20 protein-coding genes are annotated in these 23,395 nt (G+C 62.6%); 12 read left to right on the forward strand and 8 right to left on the reverse strand.

Going from position 1 to position 23,395, the window contains the following annotated elements; genetic code table 11:
- From LCM4573_RS25250 to LCM4573_RS25260, 3 genes are all read right to left on the reverse strand, one after another.
- The gene (locus LCM4573_RS25250; RefSeq protein ID WP_071009354.1) at positions 1-1,839 is read right to left on the reverse strand and encodes a tetratricopeptide repeat protein; all 1,839 of its coding nucleotides are present in this window, start codon (positions 1,837-1,839) and stop codon (positions 1-3) included.
- Between the two features lie 129 nt (positions 1,840-1,968).
- The gene (locus tag LCM4573_RS25255; RefSeq protein WP_131819013.1) at positions 1,969-2,451 is read right to left on the reverse strand and encodes a hypothetical protein; all 483 of its coding nucleotides are present in this window, start codon (positions 2,449-2,451) and stop codon (positions 1,969-1,971) included.
- 5 nt (positions 2,452-2,456) lie between these two features.
- On the reverse strand, positions 2,457-3,473 hold the full coding sequence (locus LCM4573_RS25260) for a polyprenyl synthetase family protein (protein ID WP_071009356.1): 1,017 nt from the start codon (positions 3,471-3,473) through the stop codon (positions 2,457-2,459).
- A gap of 106 nt (positions 3,474-3,579) precedes the next feature.
- Between LCM4573_RS25260 and LCM4573_RS25265 the strand changes: the two genes are divergently transcribed.
- The 4 genes from LCM4573_RS25265 to LCM4573_RS25280 all read left to right on the forward strand — a co-directional run bounded on the left by LCM4573_RS25265 (position 3,580) and on the right by LCM4573_RS25280 (position 5,743).
- Complete coding sequence (locus tag LCM4573_RS25265) at positions 3,580-3,810, forward strand: DUF2007 domain-containing protein (protein ID WP_071009357.1); 231 nt, start codon at positions 3,580-3,582, stop codon at positions 3,808-3,810.
- Positions 3,807-4,577, forward strand: coding sequence for a tRNA1(Val) (adenine(37)-N6)-methyltransferase (locus LCM4573_RS25270; protein WP_071009358.1), 771 nt, complete (start codon positions 3,807-3,809; stop codon positions 4,575-4,577). The genes LCM4573_RS25265 and LCM4573_RS25270 overlap by 4 nt, the downstream gene beginning before the upstream one ends.
- Before the next feature lie 89 nt (positions 4,578-4,666).
- Entirely contained in the window at positions 4,667-5,533 is an 867-nt protein-coding gene (locus tag LCM4573_RS25275; RefSeq protein ID WP_071009359.1) for a S49 family peptidase, read from the forward strand.
- Positions 5,534-5,551: 18 nt separating this feature from the next.
- Complete coding sequence (locus LCM4573_RS25280) at positions 5,552-5,743, forward strand: hypothetical protein (RefSeq protein WP_071009360.1); 192 nt, start codon at positions 5,552-5,554, stop codon at positions 5,741-5,743.
- A gap of 244 nt (positions 5,744-5,987) precedes the next feature.
- Here LCM4573_RS25280 and LCM4573_RS25285 read toward each other — a convergent pair whose 3' ends face one another.
- Entirely contained in the window at positions 5,988-6,272 is a 285-nt protein-coding gene (locus LCM4573_RS25285; protein WP_071009361.1) for a hypothetical protein, read from the reverse strand.
- Between the two features lie 144 nt (positions 6,273-6,416).
- Between LCM4573_RS25285 and LCM4573_RS25290 the strand changes: the two genes are divergently transcribed.
- From LCM4573_RS25290 to glyS, 5 genes are all read left to right on the forward strand, one after another.
- Positions 6,417-7,373, forward strand: coding sequence for a glycine--tRNA ligase subunit alpha (locus LCM4573_RS25290; protein ID WP_071009362.1), 957 nt, complete (start codon positions 6,417-6,419; stop codon positions 7,371-7,373).
- A gap of 77 nt (positions 7,374-7,450) precedes the next feature.
- Positions 7,451-8,002, forward strand: coding sequence for a LemA family protein (locus LCM4573_RS25295; protein ID WP_071009363.1), 552 nt, complete (start codon positions 7,451-7,453; stop codon positions 8,000-8,002).
- Positions 8,003-8,088: 86 nt separating this feature from the next.
- Positions 8,089-9,348: a 3-phosphoshikimate 1-carboxyvinyltransferase gene (locus LCM4573_RS25300; protein WP_071009364.1), complete on the forward strand. Its 1,260-nt coding sequence runs from the start codon at positions 8,089-8,091 to the stop codon at positions 9,346-9,348.
- Positions 9,349-9,390: 42 nt separating this feature from the next.
- Positions 9,391-11,328, forward strand: a complete 1,938-nt coding sequence (locus LCM4573_RS25305; RefSeq protein ID WP_407071770.1) for a DUF2207 domain-containing protein — start codon at positions 9,391-9,393, stop codon at positions 11,326-11,328.
- A 111-nt stretch (positions 11,329-11,439) separates the two neighbouring features.
- Positions 11,440-13,590: a glycine--tRNA ligase subunit beta gene (glyS, locus tag LCM4573_RS25310; protein WP_071009365.1), complete on the forward strand. Its 2,151-nt coding sequence runs from the start codon at positions 11,440-11,442 to the stop codon at positions 13,588-13,590.
- Positions 13,591-13,646: 56 nt separating this feature from the next.
- Here the strand turns inward: glyS and LCM4573_RS25315 are convergent, their stop codons facing one another.
- The 3 genes from LCM4573_RS25315 to purD form a co-directional block, all read right to left on the reverse strand.
- Positions 13,647-15,485: a methyl-accepting chemotaxis protein gene (locus LCM4573_RS25315; protein ID WP_071009366.1), complete on the reverse strand. Its 1,839-nt coding sequence runs from the start codon at positions 15,483-15,485 to the stop codon at positions 13,647-13,649.
- A 267-nt stretch (positions 15,486-15,752) separates the two neighbouring features.
- A complete protein-coding gene (locus tag LCM4573_RS25320) occupies positions 15,753-16,247 on the reverse strand; it encodes a plant virulence effector HPE1-like domain-containing protein (RefSeq protein ID WP_071009367.1) in 495 nt (164 codons plus the stop codon).
- A gap of 93 nt (positions 16,248-16,340) precedes the next feature.
- A complete protein-coding gene (gene purD / locus LCM4573_RS25325) occupies positions 16,341-17,612 on the reverse strand; it encodes a phosphoribosylamine--glycine ligase (RefSeq protein ID WP_071009368.1) in 1,272 nt (423 codons plus the stop codon).
- Between the two features lie 191 nt (positions 17,613-17,803).
- On the opposite strand from purD, the gene LCM4573_RS25330 reads away from it, so the two are divergent.
- From LCM4573_RS25330 to ubiA, 3 genes are all read left to right on the forward strand, one after another.
- Positions 17,804-20,113 carry a Tex family protein gene (locus LCM4573_RS25330; protein ID WP_071009369.1) on the forward strand — a complete coding sequence of 770 codons (2,310 nt, stop codon included), beginning with the start codon at positions 17,804-17,806 and terminating at the stop codon, positions 20,111-20,113.
- Positions 20,114-20,271: 158 nt separating this feature from the next.
- Entirely contained in the window at positions 20,272-21,528 is a 1,257-nt protein-coding gene (locus LCM4573_RS25335) for a cyclopropane-fatty-acyl-phospholipid synthase family protein (RefSeq protein ID WP_071009370.1), read from the forward strand.
- Between the two features lie 209 nt (positions 21,529-21,737).
- Positions 21,738-22,691 (forward strand): 4-hydroxybenzoate octaprenyltransferase, encoded by a 954-nt coding sequence (gene ubiA / locus LCM4573_RS25340; protein ID WP_071009371.1) that lies wholly within the window; start codon positions 21,738-21,740, stop codon positions 22,689-22,691.
- A 78-nt stretch (positions 22,692-22,769) separates the two neighbouring features.
- Here ubiA and LCM4573_RS25345 read toward each other — a convergent pair whose 3' ends face one another.
- Positions 22,770-23,336, reverse strand: coding sequence for a DUF6101 family protein (locus LCM4573_RS25345; protein ID WP_071009372.1), 567 nt, complete (start codon positions 23,334-23,336; stop codon positions 22,770-22,772).
- Positions 23,337-23,395: the final 59 nt, after the last annotated feature.

A 23,395-nucleotide genomic window follows, 5' to 3' on the forward strand; every position in this document is an offset into this window, starting at 1 on the left:
TCAGGATTTCTTGTCCGGGTTTGCCGGGGCAGGGGGGGCCGGAGGTGCTGGCGCCGGAGCGGGGCTGCGATCGGCCGTCGTCGCATTGGGATCGATCGGCGGCAGGCCATCGGCGATCTTCTGCTTGATCTGCTCGCGGTTGACGTCCTCGCCTTCGGAAATCAGCGCCCGGTTCCACTGATAGACGGCTTCGAGCTTGCGCCCTACGCGCCAGTAGGCATCGCCCAGGTGGTCGTTGATCGTCGCATCACCGGCGCGGAGCTGAATGGCTCGCTCCAGTTCGGTCACCGCCTCATCGAAACGGCCCATGCGGTAATAGGCCCAGCCGAGCGAATCGACGATGTAGCCGTCATCCGGCCGCGCCTCGACCGCCCGGCGGATCATATCCAAGCCTTCTTCGAGATTGTGGTTCATGTCAACCAGCGAATAGCCGAGATAGTTCAGAACCTGCGGCTGCTCGGGGTTGAGCTCCAGCGCCTTGCGGAAGTTCGGCTCCGCCTGGTCCCACTTCTTCAGGCGCTCATAGGCGATGCCGCGCTGGAAGAAGACCGTCCAGTCGCCACGCTTGGTCACCGGGCCGATCACCTCGACGGCCTTGTCGTAGTTTGCCGCCATGGCGGCATAGTCCTTGGCATCGGAAAGCACGCTGCCATAGGCGAGATAGCTGCGGATGTCGGTGGTATCGGAGGCGATAAGTTCTTGAAGATGCTTGCGTGCCTCGTCCACCTTTCCGGTCTGCGCGAGCGTCAGGCCGAGCTGGAGTTCGGAAATCCGCCGCATCGGCGAGCCCTCGGGCACCTTCTGATAGAAGGCGATAGCACGCTCCGGCTTTTCCAGCTTCTCCGCGATGCTGCCGAGCAGGATCAGCGTATCGGCGCTGTCCGGATCGAGTGCGTGGGAGATGTTCAGGTAGAGCGAGACCATGTCTTCCGCGCCCTGCCGGTTCAGCGCTCCACCGATCGAGAAGAGCACGGCTGCTGCGCCGTCGGTTGCATCCGTCACCTGCTGAGCGGGCTTCTCGCCGTTCTCGATGCTTTCGCGCAGCGCCTTCAGCGGCGCGTAGCTGCTGATCATTCCGTCGCCGACCGAGATCGCGTCGAGCGCCTTCTGCTTGTTGCCTTCGGAGGCCTCGAGCCGGGCAAGCGCCATGACGGCGCGCATGAAGGTGTCGGGGGCGGTCGCGACCGATTCCTGATTGGTGATCGCCGCGGAGAGATGGTTGCGGGCCGCGGTCTTGTCGCCCGCCACGATCGCCATGGCGCCGAGGTGATAATCGGTGAAGACCTTGAACCAGTCAGGGCCCTTGAGCGCGCGCACGCTCGCCATCGCGGCCTTGCCCTTGCCGGCGCCGACATCCGCCCATGCGGTGATCAGCGCATGGGTCAGCCGGTCGAGATCGTTGGGGCCCTCATAGGGGAGCAGCGCCTTCGCTTCCTTGAACTTGCCGTCGCGGATGGCGTCGAGCCCCCGTACGATGGTGGTGATCCGCTCTACGGCCTTGTCGTCCTTGAGGGCATCCGCTTCCTCGAGGCCCTCTTCGAACTCGCCGTTGAGAAAGAGCGCGATCATCAGCCTTTCGCGGATTTCGAGATTGGCAGGGTCGAAGCCGAGCGCCTTGCGATAGAGGGTGATTGCGGTCGGATAGTCATGATCGACATCGGCGGTGCGGGCGGCGAGAAATGCGCCGGAAAACGAGTGCACGTTCTCCGGAGTGAATGTCACGATTTCCTTCGCCGTGGGAGCTTCCTCGGAAGGGGCGGCCTTTGCCGCCACGCCGAAGGACAGAACGGCGACGAGGGCCGCGCTGGAAAGCAGAAGAAGGCTGGAGGTCCGCCGCATGAATATGCCTTTCGCTGATGGTGGCGCGACATTTCGCGCTCGYCGTCCCGCATCACTTGATTCACGATAGAATGGCTTTTTTGGTACCGGACTGCAAGAAATCTCGGGCTTCGTTTCCGGTCGCGGCGATCACGAAGCGAGCAGCGCCATCCGTTTGAGGTCCTTCGGCCGTCCGCAAAGCCGGAAGATGGTGAAAAGGTCTTCGCGGCTGGCGATGAAGGTTTTGGCCGTGCGATAGGTGGTTTCCTGGCGCTGCTGAATCTCGACCCGATGCCAGCTACCCTCGGAGAGCGCATCGAAGCCGGCCATGATTTCCACCGGTATTTTTCCGAGATCCGGGCGCAACAGGATTTGCGAGCGGAAACGTTCGGTACCGATGCCGGCCACGTTGGGAAACCCATGCCGGCGGATAAGGCGATCCGCGTCGGCAATGGAGATCAGGACATCTATATCGGCAATTGGCGTCGGCATCCGGTATCCGTGGAGCCGCATCGCGGTTCCGCCGAACACGCACCAGGGATCGCGGCACGCCGACATCAGGTCGGCGATGCGGTTCAGCGCCTCTTCGAGCAAATGATTGTCGTCTCCAGCTCTGTCGTCCGGAGAACTCATCAGCCTTAGTTGACCCGCTGGATGGAGAAGTCGATGACCTCCATCAGCGCCGACTTGAGCGGCGAGGCCGGCAGCGGCGCGAGCGCGTCCCGCGCGATGGTGCCGTAATGTTCCGCCCGGCTTATGGTGTCGCTGAGCGCCCCGTACTTGTTGATCAGCCCGAGCGCCTTTTCCAGGTTCTCATCGCTGCTTTCGCCCTTTTCGATCGCCTCGCGCCAGAAGGCGCGCTCGGCTTCCGTGCCGCGGCGATAGGAGAGAATGACAGGGAGCGTGATCTTGCCCTCGCGGAAATCGTCCCCGACATTCTTACCGAGATCGGCGGCCTTGCCGCCATAGTCCAGCGCGTCGTCGACGAGCTGGAAGGCAAGTCCGAGATTCATGCCGTAGGATTTGAACGCGGCGCGGCCGGCCTTGTCCGCGTTTGCGATGATCGGGCCGACTTCCGCTGCAGCGGCGAAAAGCGCCGCCGTTTTGGCGCGGATGACGGCGAGATAGTCGTCCTCCGTCGTCTCCATGTTCTTGGCGACGGAAAGCTGGAGAACTTCGCCCTCGGCGATCACCGCCGCGGCGGTGGAGAGCACGTCGAGCGCTTCCAGCGAGCCGACATCCACCATCATCCGGAAGGCCTGGCCGAGCAGGAAATCGCCCACCAGCACGCTCGCCTGGTTGCCCCATATGGTGCGGGCGGTGGATCTGCCGCGGCGCAGGTCGCTTTCGTCCACGACATCGTCGTGCAGCAGCGTCGCCGTGTGCATGAATTCGACGCTGGTCGCGAGCTTCACATGGCCATCGCCCCGATAGCCGAAGAGCGACGCGGACGCGAGCGTCAGCATGGGCCGCAGCCGCTTGCCGCCGGAGGAGATCAGGTGGTTGGCGACCTCTGGGATCATCTGCACGTCAGAACCTGCCTTCGACAGGATAAGCTGGTTCACCCGTTCCATATCCGCTTTGGTGAGATCCACCAGTGGCTTGACGGAAGCCGGTTTGTTTTTGCCTTCTTCAAGCGGTATCACGACGCCCAACGATCGGACTCCTGTTCAAATCTTGTGCAGGACAATAGAAAGGGGAACATGGTGCGGCAAGGGCCAAATCGCTTTTTCGCCCAATTTTGGAGGGGTTTCCCAAGGGATGCGTGAATTGATCCGAACGAATGACGCCGTGCTTCTGTCGTTTGCGGAAAGCCTCATGAAGGATGCGGGCATCCATTGCCTGATCGCCGACCAGGCGATGAGTGTGCTCGAAGGCTCGCTCGGCCTCCTGCCGCGCCGCTTCCTGGTTGATGAGGAGAGGGCGGAACAGGCCCGCCGCATATTGATCGACGCGGGACTTGAGGCGGAACTGAGGGACGGCCAGGCATGAAGGAGACGGTCGATGCCTTTCATCGCGGCCGCTTCCATGTGATCCAGCCGAAAGGGGAAGGGCATCGCTCGGGCGTCGACGCCATGCTGCTTGCTTCTCTCGTCGAGGGGGAGGGAGAAATCAGCGTCGCCGATCTCGGCGCAGGCGCCGGCGCTGCCGGACTGGCCGTTGCGTCACGCCTCGATCACGCGAAAGTGCTTCTCGTCGAGCGCTCGCCGCTGATGGCCGACTATGCCCGCAAGACGCTCGCCTATCCCGAAAACGAAAGAGTTGCCGATCGGGTGCGGGTGATTGAGGCGGACGTGACCTTGACCGGCAAGGCGCGGCTGGCGGCGGGGCTGGAGGACGAGATCTACGACCACGTCATCATGAATCCGCCGTTCAACGACGCGGCGGACCGGCGCACGCCGGACGCCCTCAAGGCGGAGGCCCACGCGATGAGCGAAGGCCTGTTCGAGAGCTGGCTTCGCACCGCCGGTGCGATCATGAAGCCCGGCGGGCAGCTTTCCCTGATCGCCCGTCCGCAATCGATCGGCGAGATCATTGCCGCCTGCGGAAAGCGTTTTGGCGGGCTGGAGATCACGGCCGTCCATCCGCGTCCCGGCGAGGATGCCACCCGGATACTGGTTACCGCCATCAAGGGTTCGCGCGCGCGGCTTGCATTCCGGGCACCCCTCATCCTGCACGGTGAGACGGGGCATGGCTTCACGAAGGAGGCCGACGACCTCAACAACGGCCGCGCCGCCTATTCCCGCCGCAAACGCTGAAAACACTGAATTTTCACCGATCAACCATTGCGTTTGCGGTCCGCTTACATACATCACGGTTTCACGATTTGCGTCGGACAGGATGGACAATGGCAGGTTTTTTGCGGCGTTTGATGCCGAAACGGTTTCGCAAGAAGGGCGTGACAATCCCCGTTGTGAGACTTCACGGCGCGATCATGACCGGTGGCGGGCAGTTCCGCCCAGTTCTGAACCTCGCTACCGCCGCGCCGGCTCTGGAAAAAGCCTTTGCCAGAAAGGACGCGCCTGTCGTTGCGATCTCCATCAATTCGCCGGGCGGTTCGCCGGTCCAGTCGCGCCTGATCTTTCAGCGCATCCGTTCGCTGGCTGAGGAGAAGGACAAGAAGGTTCTCGTCTTCGTTGAAGATGTCGCGGCATCCGGCGGCTACATGATCGCGCTTGCCGGTGACGAGATATTTGCGGATCCGACCTCCATAGTCGGATCGATCGGCGTGGTTTCGGGCGGCTTCGGCTTTCCGGAACTCCTGCGCAAGATCGGCGTCGAGCGTCGCGTCTATACCGCCGGCGAGAACAAGGTGATCCTCGATCCCTTCCAGCCGGAAAAGGAAGGCGACATCGAATACCTGAAGACGCTGCAGCTCGAAATCCACACGGTCTTCATCGACATGGTGAAGGCGCGCCGCGGCAGGCGGCTGGCGGATGATCCGACAATCTTCTCCGGCCTGTTCTGGACTGGTACCCGCGGGCTGGAACTGGGTCTCGTCGATAATCTAGGCGAGATGCGCGATACGTTGAAACGCCGCTACGGAGCGGATACGAAGCTGGAATTGATCGGTAGCGCGCGGACCCTTTTCGGCCGCAAGGTGCCGGGCGTCGTGTTCGGCGAAGGCCATGCCGGCGAAATCGCCGCGGGCGCTACGGCGGGCCTTGCCGCGAGCCTGGAAGAGAAGGCATTGTGGAGCCGTTACGGGCTCTGATATCGAGTGAGGGGGTAGATGGCGCAACTTCTTTTTCTGGTGGTCCTGATCGGCGGAGGCTGGCTGCTCTACAAACGCTTCGTGCGTGACGCGGAGAGGCTTTCGGCGCGTACGAAGGAGCAGGAAAAGGAGCGCCAGACGGGTGCGATCGGCACGCTGGTGAAGGACCCCAAGACGGGTGAATACCGGGTCAAGCGCGACGAGGAATGAGGCTTTAGCCCCGCTCCTTAACACGATGCTCCCAATTCGAACCTGCATAGCTGACGCAGATGATGAACACCGTGCGAGTTTCGTCATCCACCGTAAAGCAGACGACAGCTTTTTCCGCTGTGGGACTTCTATCTCTGCAAGTTTCCGATCGGCTGTGATTTTACCGCTATAGTCCTCAATGAATTTGTGGATATCAACTAGATCTTGTTCGGCTCGGGATGATACTCAAGTCGATAGACGGGCATCAGTTACCCTTGTGCTTTTCTTCAAGCCGTGCACGTACACGGTCGAAGAGATTATCCTTGTCCATCGCTATCCACTGATCCCTGGGCAATTCCATCCGTCGACGGATTTCGTCGGCCATGCCTGCGAGAGGGTCACGGGCCTCAGTTGTTTCCTCGCTCTGCCGCAGGGTATCGATGCCGGCTTCCAGCACCTTTTCGACCGAAGGAAACTGGCCGCTCTCGACCAATTGCTCGGCATAATGCAGATATCGCTCCGATAGGGTCACGTTGTTTTTGACGTTCATCGCGGTTCTCCGGAAATTGCCCGATCCTACCATAGATCGAAATTCAGCGGCATAGTGCAATATGCGCGAATGCATAAATCCTTGACCCACGCCCCTGATGCGTGGCACTCGTCCGCGACGAAATCACCATATCCGGCCATACTCATGACGAACCTGCCCGACCACATGTCTCCGAAGCGCTCCTTCCAGGGGCTCATCCTCGCGTTCCACAATTATTGGGCGGACAAGGGCTGCGCCGTGCTGCAGCCCTATGACATGGAGGTCGGCGCCGGCACCTTCCATCCGGCAACCACGCTTCGCGCGCTCGGGCCGAAGCCCTGGAAGGCGGCCTATGTGCAGCCGTCGCGCCGCCCCTCGGATGGACGTTACGGCGAAAACCCGAACCGGCTGCAGCACTATTATCAGTACCAGGTCATCCTGAAACCGAATCCATCCAATCTCCAGGAACTCTATCTCGGCTCGCTGGAGGCGATCGGCCTTGATCCCCTGCTGCATGACATCCGCTTCGTGGAGGACGATTGGGAAAGCCCAACCCTCGGCGCTTGGGGCCTCGGCTGGGAATGCTGGTGCGACGGTATGGAAGTCTCGCAGTTCACCTACTTCCAGCAGGTCTGCGGCATCGAGTGCTCGCCGGTCGCCGGCGAGCTGACCTACGGTCTCGAGCGGCTTGCCATGTATGTTCAGGGCGTCGACAACGTCTACGACCTGAACTTCAACGGTCGCGAGGGCGAGGAGAAGATCTCCTATGGCGACGTCTTCCTGCAGGCCGAGCAGGAATATTCCCGGCACAACTTCGAATTTGCCGACACCGCCATGCTGCACCGGCATTTCATTGATGCCGAGAAGGAGTGCCAGGCGCTTCTCGCTGCAGGTGCCCCAGGCGCCAGCGCCAATCAGATGCTGCACAAATGCGTCTTCCCGGCCTATGACCAGTGCATCAAGGCAAGCCACGTCTTCAACCTGCTCGATGCCCGCGGCGTGATTTCCGTCACCGAGCGCCAGAGCTATATCCTGCGGGTGCGCACGCTCGCCAAGGCCTGCGGCGAAGCCTTCCTGCTGACGGATGCGGGCGGCATCAACTTCGGCAGGGAAGCCGCCTAACCCATTGGAAATTTGACGCAACCGACGATTTATGCCTAGTGTCCGGCGTAGACTTCCGGTCTCAGGGGGATTCGCGCATGTATATCCTGCTCGGCATTATCGTCGTCGTCGGCCTCTATCTGGTCTTCCTCTATAACAGCTTGGTAAAAAGCCGGCAGATGGCCGAGGAGGCCTGGTCCGGCATAGACGTGCAGCTGAAGCGCCGCGCCGATCTCATCCCGAACCTCATTGAGACGGTGAAGGGTTACGCGGCGCACGAGAAGAGCACGCTTGAGGAAGTGATTTCGCTCCGCAATCAGGCACAATCCATCCCGAGCGGCGATGTCGCTGCTCGTGCGCAAACCGAAGGCCTGCTTTCCCAGGCGCTAGGCAAGCTCTTCGCGCTGGCGGAGGCCTATCCGGATCTCAAGGCCAACCAGAACTTTTCCGAACTGCAGGCCTCTCTCGAAACCATCGAGAGCGAAATCCAGATGTCCCGACGCTATTATAACGGCGCGGCTCGTGACCTCAATGTCAAGGTGGAAAGCTTCCCGTCCAATCTCGTTGCCGGCCAGTTCGGCTTCTCGAAGCGCGAGTATTTCGAGATCACCGACGAGGCGGATCGCGCTGTGCCCGCCGTCAAGTTCTGACGCCGTTGGACTTTGGTGCAGAAGGCATTTATGAGCGGGCTCGCGCCCTTTGATCGACTGCGCGAGCGACGGAAGAGACAGACATCATGGCCAGAGCCAAACTCAAGATAATCCCCTCCCGCAAGCCGCTGATCGGCCGCGCTGCCCCTCCCGGTTCGAAATCGATCACCAACCGCGCGCTGCTTCTGGCAGGCCTTGCCAAGGGTACGAGCCGGCTCACCGGCGCGCTGAAGAGCGACGATACGCGCTATATGGCGGAGGCGCTTCGGGCGATGGGCGTGAAGGTGGAAGAGCCCGACGCGACGACCTTCGTCGTCACCGGCTCCGGCAAGCTTCAGCCACCGTCGGCAGCGCTCTTTCTCGGCAATGCAGGCACCGCGACCCGCTTCCTGACAGCCGCCGCGGCGCTCGTCGATGGCAGGGTGGTGGTGGATGGCGACGAGCACATGCGCAAGCGGCCGATCGGCCCACTGGTCGATGCGCTGCGTTCGCTCGGTATCGATGCCTCGACCGAGACCGGCTGCCCGCCGGTGACGATCAACGGCAAGGGCGGCTTTGAGGCAGATCGGGTGCGGATCGACGGCGGCCTTTCCAGCCAATATGTCTCCGCACTTCTCATGATGGCGGCGGGCGGCACCCGTCCCGTCGTCGTGGAACTGCTCGGCGAGCATATCGGCGCGCTCGGCTATATCGATCTCACGGTTGCCGCCATGCGCGCCTTCGGCGCCAAGGTGGAGCGCACCAGCCCCGTCACCTGGCAGGTGGAACCGACCGGCTACCGCGCCGCCGATTTCCATATCGAGCCGGATGCCTCGGCCGCGACCTATCTCTGGGCGGCGGAAGTACTGACCGGCGGCAGGATCGATCTCGGGACGCCCGCCGCCGATTTCACGCAGCCCGATGCCAAGGCCTACGAGCTGATCGCGAAGTTCCCACATATGCCGGCCAAGATCGACGGCTCGCAGATGCAGGACGCCGTGCCGACGCTCGCCGTGCTCGCAGCCTTCAACGAGACCCCGGTGCGCTTTGCGGGCATCGCCAACCTGCGCGTCAAGGAATGCGACCGCGTGCGTGCGCTTTCGACCGGGCTGAACAACATCCGGGAAGGCCTTGCTACAGAGGAGGGGGACGATCTCATCGTCGCCTCCGACCCGGCGCTCGCCGGCCAGGTGCTGCCGGCCGATATCGATACCTTCGCGGATCACCGTATCGCCATGAGCTTCGCTCTCGCGGGCCTGAAGATCGAGGGCATCACCATTCTCGATCCCGATTGCGTAGCGAAGACCTTTCCGGCCTATTGGGCTGTGCTGGCCTCGCTCGGGGTGGCTTACGAAGAAGACGCATAACGGTTCGCAAGAGACGCGGGAGCGGGGAAGGGGAGAATGGTCGTGATGCGGTGGTTCTCCGGCTTCGGCGCCCTGGTCCTAATCTTCCTCGCGGCGTTCGCTTTGCCGGCTGCCGCGGAGGAATATATCCGTTCCTATCACTCGGAGATCCGGGTGGCGCCGGATGGCGAGCTGACGGTTGTCGAAACCATTACGGTGAATACGGAAGGCCGGAACATTCGCCGCGGCATCTTCCGCGATTTTCCGCGGACCATGCAGGATGCGAGAGGCCGCACGGTGCGCGTCGGCTTCGAGGTCGTCTCCGTCACCCGTGACGKCCGGCCGGAGCCCTGGCAGACCGAATCCGTCACCGGCGGCACCCGCATCATCGCCGGCTCACAGGATGTGCTGCTCGGTTATGGCGAGCACACCTACGTCATCACCTACACGACCGACCGGCAGATCCGCTTCTTCGAAGATCATGACGAGCTTTATTGGAACGTCACCGGCAATGGCTGGCAGTTCCGCATCGCCAATGCCTCGGCGCGCGTGACGTTGCCGGAAGGCGCGCGTGTTACCCAAACGGCAGCCTTCACCGGAGCTTTCGGAGCAAGGGACCGCAATGCCGACGCATCGAGCAACGGCAATACGGCCGTTTTCGCCACCACGAGAACGCTCGGCCGCCAGGAAGGCCTCACCGTCGTCGTCGGCATTCCGAAGGGTGTGATCGCGGCTCCGTCCGCCGATCAGCAGCGAGCCTGGTGGCTTCGCGACAATATGGCTCTGTTGATCGGTTTCGGCGGGCTCGTTCTGGTGGCGCTCTATTACGGCCGAAGCTGGCTTGCCGTCGGCCGCGATCCGCCGCGCGGCGTCATGGTGCCGCGCTGGGATGCGCCGGACGGCATCTCCCCCGCGCTCGTCAACTACATCGACAACAAAGGCTTTTCCGGTGCGGGCTGGACGGCGCTTTCCGCAAGCGCTCTCGACCTTGCCGTAAAGGGCCATGTCACGTTGGAGGATCTGGATAAATCCATCACCATCCGCCGTACGGACAAGCGCGAGGAAAAGGCCCTTCCGGTAGGCCAGGCGGCGCTCCTGCGGGCCGTCGGCGGGCCGGGTGATGCGCTGGTGATCGACAAGGCGAACGGCAGCCGGGTGCAGACGGTCGGGGCGAGCTTCCGCCGCGCCATGGAAAGAGAGCACCGCGGCAAATACTACCGTTCGAACACCGGCTATGTGATCGGCGGCATTGCGTTGAGCCTGCTCGTTCTCGGCGCCATGCTTGTCTTCGGCAATCTCGATCCGGATATGATCGCAGTTCTCATAATTCCCGCCTTCTTCGCGGTGTTCTTCGGTCTGTTCGCGGTGAATATCGGCAGGTCGCTGCGGCGCAGGGCCTCGCTCTTCTCCAAATTCATGATGATCCTGATGCTGGGCTTCTTCGGCTTCGTGGCGATCTCCACGCTTTCGGGTATCGTCGTCGGGCTGGCCGCGGATCTGACTGGCAGCGACCATTGGCCGATCCTCGTGGCGGTCGGCGGCATCGTCCTCCTGAACGTGATCTTCTTCTTTCTGATGGGCGCGCCGACGCCGCTCGGGCGCAAGATGATGGACGGTATCGAAGGCTTGCGCACCTATCTGACGCTTGCCGAGAAGGACCGCATGAACATGGCCGGCGCGCCGCAGATGTCGCCGCAGCATTTCGAGACGCTTCTGCCCTATGCGGTGGCGCTCGAGGTGGAAAAGCCGTGGAGCCACGCCTTCGAAACCTGGCTCGCCACGGCGGCGGCCGGAGCGGCTGCGGCTGCCTATGCCCCGACCTGGTATAGCGGGCACTCCGTCGGCAATTTCGGCGAACGCATCGGCGGCTTCTCGTCCTCCATGGCGGATACGATCGCTTCCACCATCCCCACGCCCCAACCCTCGTCGTCCTCCTCCGGCTTCGGCGGTGGCGGTTTCTCCGGCGGCGGAGGCGGCGGCGGCGGTGGTGGCGGGTGGTGACTCACCTCCCCCTTGAGGGGCCACCGTTTGCGGGTGACTTTTGCCGTTCGGCTTGCTAGATGCTCGCCAATTACTCCTTTCTCGTGAAATTCACACAGAAGTTGATCGTCCATGCCCGACCTACTCCTAGAGCTTCGTTCCGAAGAAATCCCGGCTCGCATGCAGCGCAAGGCTGCTGGAGACCTGAAAAAGCTCGTCACAGACGCGCTGGTGGAAGCGGGTTTGACCTATGAGGGCGCGCGCGAATACTGGACCCCCCGCCGCCTGACGCTGGATATCCGGGGCCTAACCGCCCGCTCCGCCGACCAGCGCGAGGAGCGCAAGGGACCGCGCACCGACGCGCCGGAAAAGGCGATCGAAGGCTTTCTGCGCGGCGCGGGCCTCTCCTCGGTTTCCGAGGCGCAGGTCGTCAGCGATCCGAAGAAGGGCGATTTCTATGTCGCGGTGATTTCGAAGCCCGGCCGCGCCGCGGAAGAGATCATTGCCGATGTCATGCCCGGCATCATCCGCAATTTCCCCTGGCCGAAATCCATGCGCTGGGGCGCGGCTTCCATGCCGAAGGGCGCGCGCTTCGGCGGTATCGAGGGCAAGGGTTCGGAAAGCCTGCGCTGGGTGCGCCCGCTGCAGTCGATCGTCTGCGTCTTCGGCCCCGAGCATGAGGAAACCCAGGTCATTCCCTTCGAGATCGACGGGATCGTCGCGGGCAACGTCACCTACGGGCACCGTTTCCATGCGCCGGGCGCGATCACCGTGCGCCGCTTCGAGGACTATGCTACGAGCCTGGAAAAGGCCAAGGTCATGCTCGATGCCGAGCGCCGCAAGGACGTGATCCTGCACGACGCGCGCGACATCGCCTTCGCAAATGGCCTGGAACTGGTGGAAGACGAAGGCCTGCTGGAAGAGGTTTCGGGTCTCGTCGAATGGCCGCATGTGCTGATGGGTGAGTTTGAGAAGGAATATCTCGAAATCCCGTCGGAAATCATCCGGCTTACGATCAAGACCAATCAGAAATGCTTCGTCTGCCGCCCGCAGGGTGGCGAGGGCCTTTCCAACCGCTTCATCCTTATCTCGAACATCGACGCCAGGGATGGCGGCAAGGAGATCATCCACGGCAATGGCAAGGTGGTGCGCGCGCGCCTTTCGGATGCCAAGCATTTCTGGACCCGCGACCAGAGCGATCTGCCGGACCTGGAGACGCTGAAGGATTCTGCCGAGAAGTTCGGCCTCGATCTTGCAAGGCCGCTCGACCAGCGCATGGCCAAGCTCGACGCGCTGAACGTCACCTTCCACGCCAAGCTCGGCACGCAGGGCGAGYGCGTTGCACGCATTCGTGCATTGGCACGGGAGCTGGCTCCCATCGTCGGCGCTGATCTCGCACTGGTCGATCGCGCCGCCGTGCTCGCCAAGGCGGACCTGCGCACCGAAGCGGTCGGTGAGTTTCCGGAGCTTCAAGGCCTGATGGGCCGCCGCTACGCTGCCTTGCAAGGCGAAAACGCCTCGGTCGCCGCGGCCATCGAGGATCATTACAAGCCGCAGGGCCCTTCCGACCGCGTCCCGGATGACAAGGTGGCGATCGCCGTCGCGCTGGCGGATAAGCTCGATACGCTCGTCGGTTTCTGGGCGATCGATGAAAAGCCTACCGGCTCCAAGGACCCGTTCGCGCTCCGCCGCGCTGCCTTGGGCGTAGTGAGGATTCTGCTGGAGCGAAAGGTGCGGTTGCCGCTTCTCGCTATCACAAAGGACGCCGATCTCCTCGCCTTCTTCCACGACCGTTTGAAAGTCTATCTGCGCGATATGGGCGCACGGCATGACATCATCGACGCGGTGCTGACGCCGGACGCAGACGACCTTCTCATGGTCGCCCGCCGCGCCGAAGCGCTCACCGCCTTCATCACCTCCGAGGACGGCAAGAACCTGCTCGCCGGCACCAAGCGCGCGGTTCAGCTTCTGGCCGCCGAGGAGAAGAAGGGCACGGTCGTCGCCGATAGCGTTTCGGAAGAACTGTTGAAGCTGGATGCGGAAAAGGCCCTCTGGGCCGCCATCCGGACGGCTTCGAAGGAAGCATCCGAGGCAATCGCCAAAGAGGATTTCCGCTCGGCCATGGAAGCGCTGTCGAAGCTGCGCGCGCCAGTCGACAAGTTCTTCGATGATGTTCTCGTCAACGACGAGGATGCGGCGATCCGCGCCAATCGCCTGGCGCTTTTGAAGGCGATCCGCGAGGCGACCGGCACGGTCGCGGATTTCTCGAAAATCGTTTCGTGATAACAAAAAACCGCCGGGTCCTTCCCGGCGGTTTTGTTTTGACTGAAGGCGGCTGCTCAGCCCGCCATGCGCATCCGCTGCGCCATTTGCTGCAGCCCGCTCGAAGCCGAACCGGAACCATTGACCCGGAAGCCGCTGATGAGACCGATAAGCTCTTCGGTATCGACGGCGAGAGCCTCGGCGGACGCCGTTGTCTCTTCCGCCATTGCCGCATTGTGCTGGGTCGCAGCGTCGAGCTGGTTCAGCGAGGAGGCGATGGAACGCAGCGTCGTATCCTGTTCGGAAGCCGAATGGGCGATCTTGCTGACGATGTCGCTTGCAGCCTTCACCTGATCGGAGATGCGCTTCAGCGCCTCGCCGGCCTCGCCCACCAGCCGCACGCCGTTCTGTACCTGGCCGGAAGAGCGGGAGATCTGGTCCTTGATCTCCTTTGCCGCAGCCGCCGAGCGCTGGGCTAGCTCGCGGACCTCTTGAGCGACCACCGCGAAGCCCTTGCCGGATTCACCGGCGCGCGCCGCTTCCACGCCGGCGTTGAGCGCCAGCAGGTTGGTCTGGAAGGCGATGTCGTCAATGACGCCGATGATCTTGGATATCTCGTCCGAGGAGTGTTCGATCGCGCCCATGGCGTCGATCGCCTGGGTGACGATCTGGTCGGAGCGGCTGGCTTCGCTGCTGACGGAAGTCACCCGCTGGGCGGCTTCATGCGCGCCCTCGGCGGTCTGGCGCACCGCAACCGCCAGTTCGTCGAGCGCAGCGGAGGTTTCTTCGAGGTTCGCGGCCTGCCGCTCCGTCCGCTGTGAAAGCTCGGCGGAAGCCCGGCGGATTTCCTCCTTGGAACCGCCGATATCGACGCTTTTGGAATTCACCTTCGCCATGGCGGCTTCCAGATGGCCAAGCGCTTCGTTGAAGTTCGTGCGCAGCGAGGCGTAGCGGGCGCCGAGATCGCCGCAGCGGACCGTCAGGTCGCCACCGGCGAGATCGGCCAGCGCATCGCCGATCGTCGAAACGACGCGGGCCTGAAGCTGCGCCTCCTCCTGCTGCATGTCGGCGTTCTGCTGCCGCTCGCGGTCGAGTTCCTGCTGCTGCTTTACCTGCCGCTCGGCCATGGCGTGGCGCTCGCGAACCTTTTCCTGCAGCGCCTGTGTCGCCTTCGCCATCAGGCCGATTTCGTTCGACATTTCGGTGTGCGGGATGGCGATCGAGACGTTCTCGTCCGCTACCGCTTCGAGAGCGGTATGAACTGCCGCGAGCGGCCTGGTGATGTTGCGGATGACGATGGCCGCGACGCCGAGCGCCACGAGGAAGGCGATGATGCCGGTACCGACCACTTCCATGATCGTGTTGTTCACCTTGGCGTCGAGGTCGTCGGTGTAGACGCCGGTGGCGACCACGACTTCCCAGGGCTTGAAGTCGATCGAATAGACCGCCTTTTTATAGACTTCATCAGCCGGTGTGCCGGGCTTTTCCCAGTAGTATTCGGTGATGCCGCCGCCCGCGCGACCCTTGGCGACCAGTTCCTCGCGGAACAGGTTCCCCATCTTGTCGGGCTGACCCTTCTGCTGCACGCCAACGGTTTTCGGGTTGAAATGAAAGATGGTGACCATGTCGTAGCTCATGCCGAAGATATAGCCGGCCGGCTCGAACTTGATGGCCGCCACATTGGCATAGGCGAACTTCTGGGCGTCTTCGCGGGTCAGCGTGCCCGCCTGCTCCTGCTCGTAGTAGTATTGCATGATCGAGACGGCGGATTCGACCTGGTTCTCGAGCATCTCGTAACGCTCGGCATAGATCGAGGCGATCGAGGAGCGGACCTGGTAATAGGTCACGGTGGCGAAGGCCACCATCAGCACGGCCACCAGGGCCAACAGCTGGTAGGATATCTTCAGATTTTTCATTTTCTACTCAATGTTCAGGCGGCCGGAAGCTTCCGCCAGGAAGCGGCCGGTGCGATGCGGATCTTGTCGGGGGAGGCGCATCCTGCGCCGATCGTGTGCGTCATCGCACCTGGCGRCAAAGTGCAGCCGAACGTTTGAGAAAAATTTAATATTCTTCGCCGCTTGCCGGAGAAGACCCATAAAATTTTATGGGATTGTCTCGGCTGCCGTACGTTCCCCCTGCGCCGGGAACCGGGCCGGTCAAATGCACTCCGTGAGTATTCTGCCTCAGTCGAGGCGGGGGCGAAGCGTAAAACCGGCAAGCTCGAGCAGCGCTGGCTCGGTGGTCTCTTGCGCATCGACGGCGCTGGTCATCGTCGCAAGGTCTATCCCGTCCGAAGGCAAGTCCGCGGTGGCGATCGCCGCCTCGGTCGAGAGCCCGTCGAGCAGGTTCACCTTGGCCACGGAATGGGAGCCRCTTTCCATCCATTCCGGCATCTTGCGCACATGGACCACGGGCGAGCCGCCGAGCCAGGCTTCGGTGCGGGCGATCTTCCGTTCGCCGTTGATCTCGATGATGGCGGTCTTCTGCGTTCCGGGTTCGAGCCGCGGCACGCGGTAATCGGTGCTTTCCTGCTTGGCAGGCGGGGGCGGGCAGTCGGGACAGGATTTCATCACGATGCTGCCATTGCCGTTTTGAGTGTCGGCAAGCGGCGTGATCGAGGACGCGAAGGCCGTGTCGCCGGCAAACACCAGGGCCATGGACAGAATGAGACGACGCATGACGCAACTCCCCTTTTCACCGAAAAGGAATAGCGTCGCTTCGTTTCGATCCGGTCAGGAGAAACGGTAAATTTTGAATGAATCCGCGTGGGATTACTGCTGTTCGCGCGCGATCGCCCGCCAGCCGATATCGCGGCGGCAAAAGCCGTTCTCCCAGCCTACATGCTCCACCAGCATGTAGGCGTGCGCCTGGGCTTCCGCCACGCTCTTGCCGGTGGCGGTCACGTTGAGCACGCGCCCGCCGGTCGCGACAAGCGCGCCGTCTTTCAGTGCCGTTCCCGCGTGGAAGATCTTCTCGCCTTCCCGGGTCTGCGGAAGTTCGGCGATCGGCGTACCCTTGTCGTAGGAACCGGGATAGCCCTTGGAGGCCATCACCACGGTCAGCGCCACGTCGTCGCTCCATTCGGCAGAAACCTTGTCCAGCGTACCGGTCGCGGCCGCATGAAGCAGCGGCAGCAGATCGCTCTTCAGCCGCATCATCAGCACCTGGCATTCCGGATCGCCGAAACGGACATTGTATTCGATGAGTTCCGGCCCCTTGGCCGTAATCATCAGCCCGGCGAAGAAGACGCCGGTGAAGGGATGGCCGCTTTCCGCCATGCCGCGGATTGTGGGCTCGATGATTTCCTTCATGGTGCGGTCGACCATGTCGGGCGTCATCACCGGGGCAGGGGAATAGGCGCCCATGCCGCCGGTATTGGGTCCGGTGTCGCCGTCGCCGACGCGCTTGTGGTCCTGGGCGGTGGCGAGCGCCAGAGCTGTTTTCCCGTCGGAAAGGCAGAAGAAGCTTGCCTCCTCGCCGTCGAGATAGGCTTCCACCACCACTTCCGCGCCGGCCGCGCCGAAGGCACCCTCGAAGCAGTCGTCGATCGCGGCGAGCGCCTCGTCGACCGTCATGGCGACGGTGACGCCCTTGCCGGCGGCAAGTCCGTCCGCCTTCACGACGATCGGCGCGCCCTGTTCCTCCACATAGGCGCGGGCGGCGGTGGCATCGGTGAAGCGGCGATAGGCGCCGGTCGGGATGTCGTAGCGGGCGCAAAGATCCTTGGTGAAGCCTTTCGAGCCTTCGAGCTGCGCGGCGGCGGCGGAAGGGCCGAATACGGCGATGCCCTTCGCCCTCAGGCTATCGGCCAGGCCGTCGACCAGCGGCGCTTCGGGCCCGATGACGACGAATTCGATGGCCTTGTCGGCGCAGAAGGCGGCGACGGCGGCGTGATCCTCGATATTCAGGGAGACGAGCTCGGCATGTTCGGCAATGCCGGGATTGCCCGGCGCGCAGTAGAACTCCGTCAGCAGCGGCGATTGGGCAAGCTTCCAGGCGAGCGCATGCTCGCGTCCACCCGAACCGATCAGCAGAACCTTCATGTTTCGCCCCTTCCTGTTCCTGACCGGCGGTTAAGGGGAGGGGCGGTAAAGGTCAAGTGAAATGCGCGCGATCTCGCCCCTCTTCCAGCGGGATGAGGGGCAGGCAAAAATGTGGAGCTTATGAGCGGCCACATTGCCTTGCCTTAAACTTTCACTATGGTCTCGCCTTCGATTTGAAAGTGAGAGACCATATGGCCGCCGACACCCGCCTCCTTGCCGCCGCGATCGCCGCGGAGATCAACGCCCGACCGGAGCAGGCCGCTGCCGCGATCGGACTGATCGACGAGGGTGCGACGGTCCCCTTCATCGCCCGCTACCGCAAGGAAGTGACCGGCGGTTTGGATGATACGCAGCTGCGCACGCTCTCGGAGCGGCTCGTCTATCTGCGCGAACTCGAGGCCCGCCGCGCCACGATCGTCGAGTCGATCACCTCCCAGGGTAAGATGTCGGACGAGCTTGCCGGCAAGATCGCCAGGGCCGCAACCAAGGCGGAGCTGGAAGATCTCTATCTGCCTTATAAACCGAAGCGCCGCACCCGCGCCGAGATCGCCCGCGAACGGGGCCTCGGTCCTTTGGCGGAGGCGATCTGGGCAGACCGCGCGGCCGATCCCGCAAAGCTCGCGGAAGCCTATGTCGGCGCCGACGTGCCCGACGTGAAGACTGCGCTTGATGGCGCCCGCGACATCGTCGCCGAGACGATTTCGGAAAATGCCGATCTGCTCGGCCGCCTGCGGCAGCATATGCGCGAGCGGGCCGTCCTTAGGGCGAAGGTGGTCGATGGCAAACAGGAGCAGGGTGCCAAGTTCGCCGATTATTTCGACCATTCGGAACGCTGGGCGAACGTTCCGAGCCATCGTGCGCTCGCCATGCTGCGCGGCTGGAACGAGGAGGTCCTGACGGTCACCATCGAAGTGGATCAGGACGATCCCTCGCCGGTGAAGCCTGCCCAGCGCATCATTGCCGCTGCTTTCAAGATTGCAGACAAGGGTGCTGCCGATCGGTGGCTGATGGAGGCCGCTGGCTGGACCTGGCGCGTCAAGCTCTCCGTGTCGCTGTCGCTCGACCTGATGCGGGAGATGCGCGAAAAGGCAGAGGAAGAGGCGATCCATGTCTTCGCCCGCAACCTGAAAGACCTGCTTCTGGCAGCCCCCGCCGGCTCGCGCGCCACCATGGGTCTCGATCCCGGCATCCGCACCGGTGTCAAGGTCGCGGTGGTGGACGGCACCGGCAAGCTTGTCGAGACCACGACGGTCTATCCCTTYCCGCCGAAGAACGATACCCGCGGCACCCAGGCGGAGCTTGCCGCGCTCATCCGCAAGCACAAGGTGGAGTTGATCGCGATCGGCAACGGCACCGGCAGCCGCGAGACGGAAAAGCTGGTGGCCGACATGCTGGCCGCTCTGCCGGCTCCCCCCTCGGGAAATAAGCCCACGAAGGTTATTGTTTCGGAAGCCGGGGCCTCGGTCTATTCGGCCTCCGAAACCGCCGCCGCCGAATTCCCCAATCTCGACGTCTCCCTGCGCGGCGCCGTCTCCATCGCGCGGCGCCTGCAGGACCCGCTCGCCGAACTGGTGAAGATCGAGCCGAAGTCGATCGGCGTCGGCCAATACCAGCACGATGTCGACCAGGGAAAGCTCTCCCGTTCGCTCGATGCGGTGGTGGAAGACGCGGTGAACGCCGTCGGCGTCGATCTCAACACGGCGTCCGCGCCGCTGCTCGCACGCGTTTCCGGCCTCAGCCGCTCGATCGCGGATGCGATCGTCATCCATCGCGACACAAACGGTCCATTCGAAAGCCGCAAGGAACTGCTGAAGGTCGCCCGTCTCGGCAATCGCACCTTCGAGCAGGCGGCGGGCTTCCTGCGCATCCCGAACGGCAAGGAGCCGCTCGATGCCTCGGCCGTCCATCCGGAAGCCTATGGGGTGGCCAAGAAGATCGTCGCCGCCTGCGGCCGCGATCTGCGCTCGCTGATGGGCGACAGCGCGGCGCTGAAGGCCCTCGATCCCCGCCGGTTCATCGACGAGACTTTCGGCCTGCCGACGGTGAAGGATATCATCGCAGAACTCGAAAAACCGGGCCGCGACCCGCGTCCGAGCTTCAAGACGGCGACCTTCGCCGAGGGCGTCAATGAGATCGAGGACCTGAAGCCCGGCATGATGCTCGAAGGCACGGTGACGAATGTCGCGGCCTTCGGCGCCTTCGTGGATATCGGCGTGCATCAGGACGGACTGGTTCACGTATCCCAGCTTGCGGACCGCTTCGTGAAGGACCCGCATGAGGTCGTGAAGGCGGGCGACGTCGTGAAGGTGCGGGTTGTCGAGGTGGACGTGAAGCGCAAGCGAATCGGCCTCACCATGCGCAAGGATGGGGGTGAGCCTGTTCCGGCCCAGCGTGGCGATCGCAACAGCCGGCCCGCCAATCCGAAATTCACGAATACCGAGAAGCCGGCCGCCCAGGGCGCGTTCGGCGCGGCGCTCGCCGAAGCCTTGAAACGCCGATAAAAATTCGCCCCACCCCTTGGAAAATCCAACCGTCAAACCATGTTTGACGGTTGGATTTTCTGTGTCATTTTGATGGCAAAAATCCGCTTGAAAGTTTGGCGGAAAGGAATAGCTTTCCGAAATTGATAAGGCAGCCTTAGCATTTTGGAGGTGAGTCTATGGCCTCGTCCCTTCGCAAACTCCTCGACAGGATCATCAAAATTGGCACCCTGACCGTGAAAGGCCCAGGGGGAGAACAGCGATTTGGCGGAGGAGGGGGAAGGACCGTCGGTCTTCGCTTCACCGATGACGAGGCCGAGCGGGAGCTAGCGGCCGACCCTCAGTTGAAGCTCGGCGAGCTTTACATGGAAGGCCGGATGATCGTCGAGGAAGGCGACATCTACGAGCTCATGGCGCTCGTCAAGGACAACACGCTGAGCGAGGGCCTGTCCTTCGGCATGATGTGGCGCGGGCTTGCCCGCATCGCGGCTTCCCAGTTCCGCAATCGCGTGCCGATCAATCACAATCAGCGCAACGTCGCCCATCACTACGATCTGAGTGAAAAGCTCTTCTCGCTGTTCCTCGATGAGGACTGGCAATATTCCTGCGCCTATTTCAATCCACCGGGCATTTCGCTCGATGAAGCGCAGCTTGYCAAGAAGCGCCATATCGTGGCGAAGCTTCAGGCCGAACCCGGCCAGCGGGCGCTGGAGATCGGCTCCGGCTGGGGCGRCATGGCCATGTATCTCGCCGAGTCCTCGGGAGTCGATGTCACCGGCATCACGCTCAGCAAGGAACAGCTCAAGATTTCGCGCGAGCGGGCGGCCAAGCGCGGGCTTGCCAATAGCGTCCGTTTCGAGCTGCAGGATTATTATTACCTGCCGCCGCAGAGGCAGTACGACCGCATCGTCTCCGTCGGCATGTTCGAGCACGTGGGCCGGCTGAACTATCGCAAGTTCTTCAACAAGGTGAACGACGTGCTCGCCGATGACGGCGTCATGGTGCTGCATTCGATCGGCCAGCCCCGCCCGGCGCTCATCACCAATCCGTGGATCGAGAAGTACATCTTCCCTGGCGGCTATATCCCTGCGATCAGTGAGGTGATGCCGGCGATCGAGAAGGCGGGTCTCCTGGTATCGGATATCGAAATCCTGCCGATGCACTATGCCCATACGCTGCGCCATTGGCGCCAACGCTTCATGGCCCGCAAGGCCGAGGCCGCGGCGCTTTATGACGAGCGTTTCGTACGCATGTGGGAGTTCTATCTGGCTGGCTCGGAAATGGCTTTCACGCACGAGAAGTTCTTCATTTTCCAGATGCAGATCGTCAAGCAGCGGATGGCGGTTCCGGACAACCGGAACTACATCTACGAGCGCGAGGCCGAACTGAAGGCTTTCGAAGAGCAGCGCCTTCCGCTGGACAAGAYCGCGGTCTGAGATCCCAAGGGCGCTGGCATATGGACGCCACCCCTCATCTGCCCTTCGGGCATCCTCTCCCCGAGGGGAGAAGATAGGAGTATGCCGCGAAGCTTCGGTTTCGCCTCTCCCCTTGCGGTCGCCGAGCGAAGCGGAGGCGGGTGAGGGGGCATCATGCACTGAGGAGGTCCTGCTTGACCGGTTCGTGGACCGGGGAGTAGAACCCGCCAATGACCAACACTGACGATCTCAACGGGCGCGTTTTCGACGCGCCCTCGGACAACTGGGTCTACCGGGTGCTGCCGCGCCCGGCTTGGCCTTATGCGCAGCTCGCGCGCTGGGATCGGCCGATCGGCTGGCAGCTTCTGCTCTGGCCCTGCTTCTGGTCTTCGGCGCTTGCCGCCAATGCCGCGGCGGCCGAGGGCAGATTCTCGCTCCCGCTGTTCATCTTCCACCTGGTTCTCTTCTTCATCGGCGCGGTCGCCATGCGCGGAGCGGGCTGCACCTATAACGATCTTGTCGATCACGATATCGATATGGAAGTGGCGCGCACCCGTTCGCGGCCGCTGCCTTCGGGCCGGGTGACCCGTTTCGAGGCAAAGGTCTTTCTGGCTGCGCAGGCGCTGGTCGGCCTGCTTGTGCTGATTCAGTTCAACGGCTTTGCGATTTTCCTCGGCATCCTGTCGCTTGCCGTGGTGGCGATCTATCCCTTCGCAAAACGGTTTACGGATTGGCCGCAATTCTTCCTCGGTCTCGCCTTCTCCTGGGGTGCCTTGATGGGCTGGGCCGGCATGTTCGGCAGCCTCTCCATGGCGGCGATCTGGCTCTATATCGCCGCGATCGCCTGGACGATCGGCTACGATACGATCTACGCCCATCAGGACAAGGAGGACGACGCGCTGATCGGGGTCCGCTCGACCGCTCGGCTTTTCGGAGAAAGAACGAAGCCTTGGCTGATCGGGCTGTATGGCGCAGCGCTTGTCTTCCTGCTGCTCGCCTTCATTGCGGTCGGCGTCGGTCTGCTTGCCTATCTCGGCCTGCTGGTCGCCGCTCTCATGTTCGCCTGGCAAATCCTGGTTCTCGACATCGACAATCCGGACCAGTGCCTCAAACTGTTCAGATTCAATTTCTGGGTCGGCGCCGTTCTTTTCGTCGGTCTGGTTCTGGCCCTTCTGGTGGCCTAGGCCAAGCCAGAAACTGTGTGATATGCAAAAGCCCGGCTCGATGAACCGGGCTTTTCTTAAATCGCGGTCGGCGGTGGATCAGCGGCGCGCGATGATCTCCTTGCCTTCGATCTTCATCGCGACGCCGAGGCTGCCTGTCGAGCGGCGCACCAGGAAGCGCGGCCGGCGGGCGGCGAAATAGGAATGGCGGCGGCGGGGCTGGATATCCTGAGTGCGCACCTGGCCGATATGGTTTTCCAGCGGCCGTGCGACGCCGTCGGCTTCCACCATCAGCATGGGAATGCGGAAGGCTTCCGACCAGTTGCGCCAATCGGCGGCGATATCGCACAGATCGTGGGCGACGAGCAGCGGAATGCAGAGATCCGGATCGTCATGGTGCAGTTCGAGCGTTACCGTCACTTCGCCGTCGCCATGGTCGATGGCGCGGGCGGCCACACCCTTGAAGGCGCGCGCCGGCAGGGCGAAGGAAAGCGGCAGGCCGCTTGAGGGAAGCGTCTTGCGCAGCACGGCGCCACGCTCGTCGATGGTGATCGCAACATCTCCTGATGTCTCGCGCAGGGCATAGGTGACCTGCTGCGGAAAGCGAGACGGATCGAGCCTCAATGTCGACCCTGCCCATGAGGGCTTCAGAACGGAATTGGTCATTGTGTATGCTACCCTTGTTTTACCTGAGAGCCGTTTTCCGGTCTTCTCCACGRGACTTT

The sequence above is a fragment of the Rhizobium sp. LCM 4573 genome (assembly GCF_001854865.1).
GTDB lineage: Bacteria > Pseudomonadota > Alphaproteobacteria > Rhizobiales > Rhizobiaceae > Neorhizobium.

Excerpts from the sequence above, each read along its gene's own strand:
- LCM4573_RS25280 (WP_071009360.1), top strand. The coding sequence starts at position 5,552 with ATGGCGCAACTTCTTTTTCTGGTGGTCCTGATCGGCGGAGGCTGGCTG.
- LCM4573_RS25290 (WP_071009362.1), top strand. The coding sequence starts at position 6,417 with ATGACGAACCTGCCCGACCACATGTCTCCGAAGCGCTCCTTCCAGGGG.
- ubiA (WP_071009371.1), top strand. The coding sequence starts at position 21,738 with ATGACCAACACTGACGATCTCAACGGGCGCGTTTTCGACGCGCCCTCG.
- purD (WP_071009368.1), bottom strand. The coding sequence starts at position 17,612 with ATGAAGGTTCTGCTGATCGGTTCGGGTGGACGCGAGCATGCGCTCGCC.
- LCM4573_RS25255 (WP_131819013.1), bottom strand. The coding sequence starts at position 2,451 with ATGAGTTCTCCGGACGACAGAGCTGGAGACGACAATCATTTGCTCGAA.
- LCM4573_RS25265 (WP_071009357.1), top strand. The coding sequence starts at position 3,580 with ATGCGTGAATTGATCCGAACGAATGACGCCGTGCTTCTGTCGTTTGCG.
- LCM4573_RS25250 (WP_071009354.1), bottom strand. The coding sequence starts at position 1,839 with ATGCGGCGGACCTCCAGCCTTCTTCTGCTTTCCAGCGCGGCCCTCGTC.
- LCM4573_RS25295 (WP_071009363.1), top strand. The coding sequence starts at position 7,451 with ATGTATATCCTGCTCGGCATTATCGTCGTCGTCGGCCTCTATCTGGTC.
- LCM4573_RS25275 (WP_071009359.1), top strand. The coding sequence starts at position 4,667 with ATGGCAGGTTTTTTGCGGCGTTTGATGCCGAAACGGTTTCGCAAGAAG.
- LCM4573_RS25315 (WP_071009366.1), bottom strand. The coding sequence starts at position 15,485 with ATGAAAAATCTGAAGATATCCTACCAGCTGTTGGCCCTGGTGGCCGTG.
- LCM4573_RS25270 (WP_071009358.1), top strand. The coding sequence starts at position 3,807 with ATGAAGGAGACGGTCGATGCCTTTCATCGCGGCCGCTTCCATGTGATC.
- LCM4573_RS25345 (WP_071009372.1), bottom strand. The coding sequence starts at position 23,336 with ATGACCAATTCCGTTCTGAAGCCCTCATGGGCAGGGTCGACATTGAGG.
- LCM4573_RS25285 (WP_071009361.1), bottom strand. The coding sequence starts at position 6,272 with ATGAACGTCAAAAACAACGTGACCCTATCGGAGCGATATCTGCATTAT.
- LCM4573_RS25300 (WP_071009364.1), top strand. The coding sequence starts at position 8,089 with ATGGCCAGAGCCAAACTCAAGATAATCCCCTCCCGCAAGCCGCTGATC.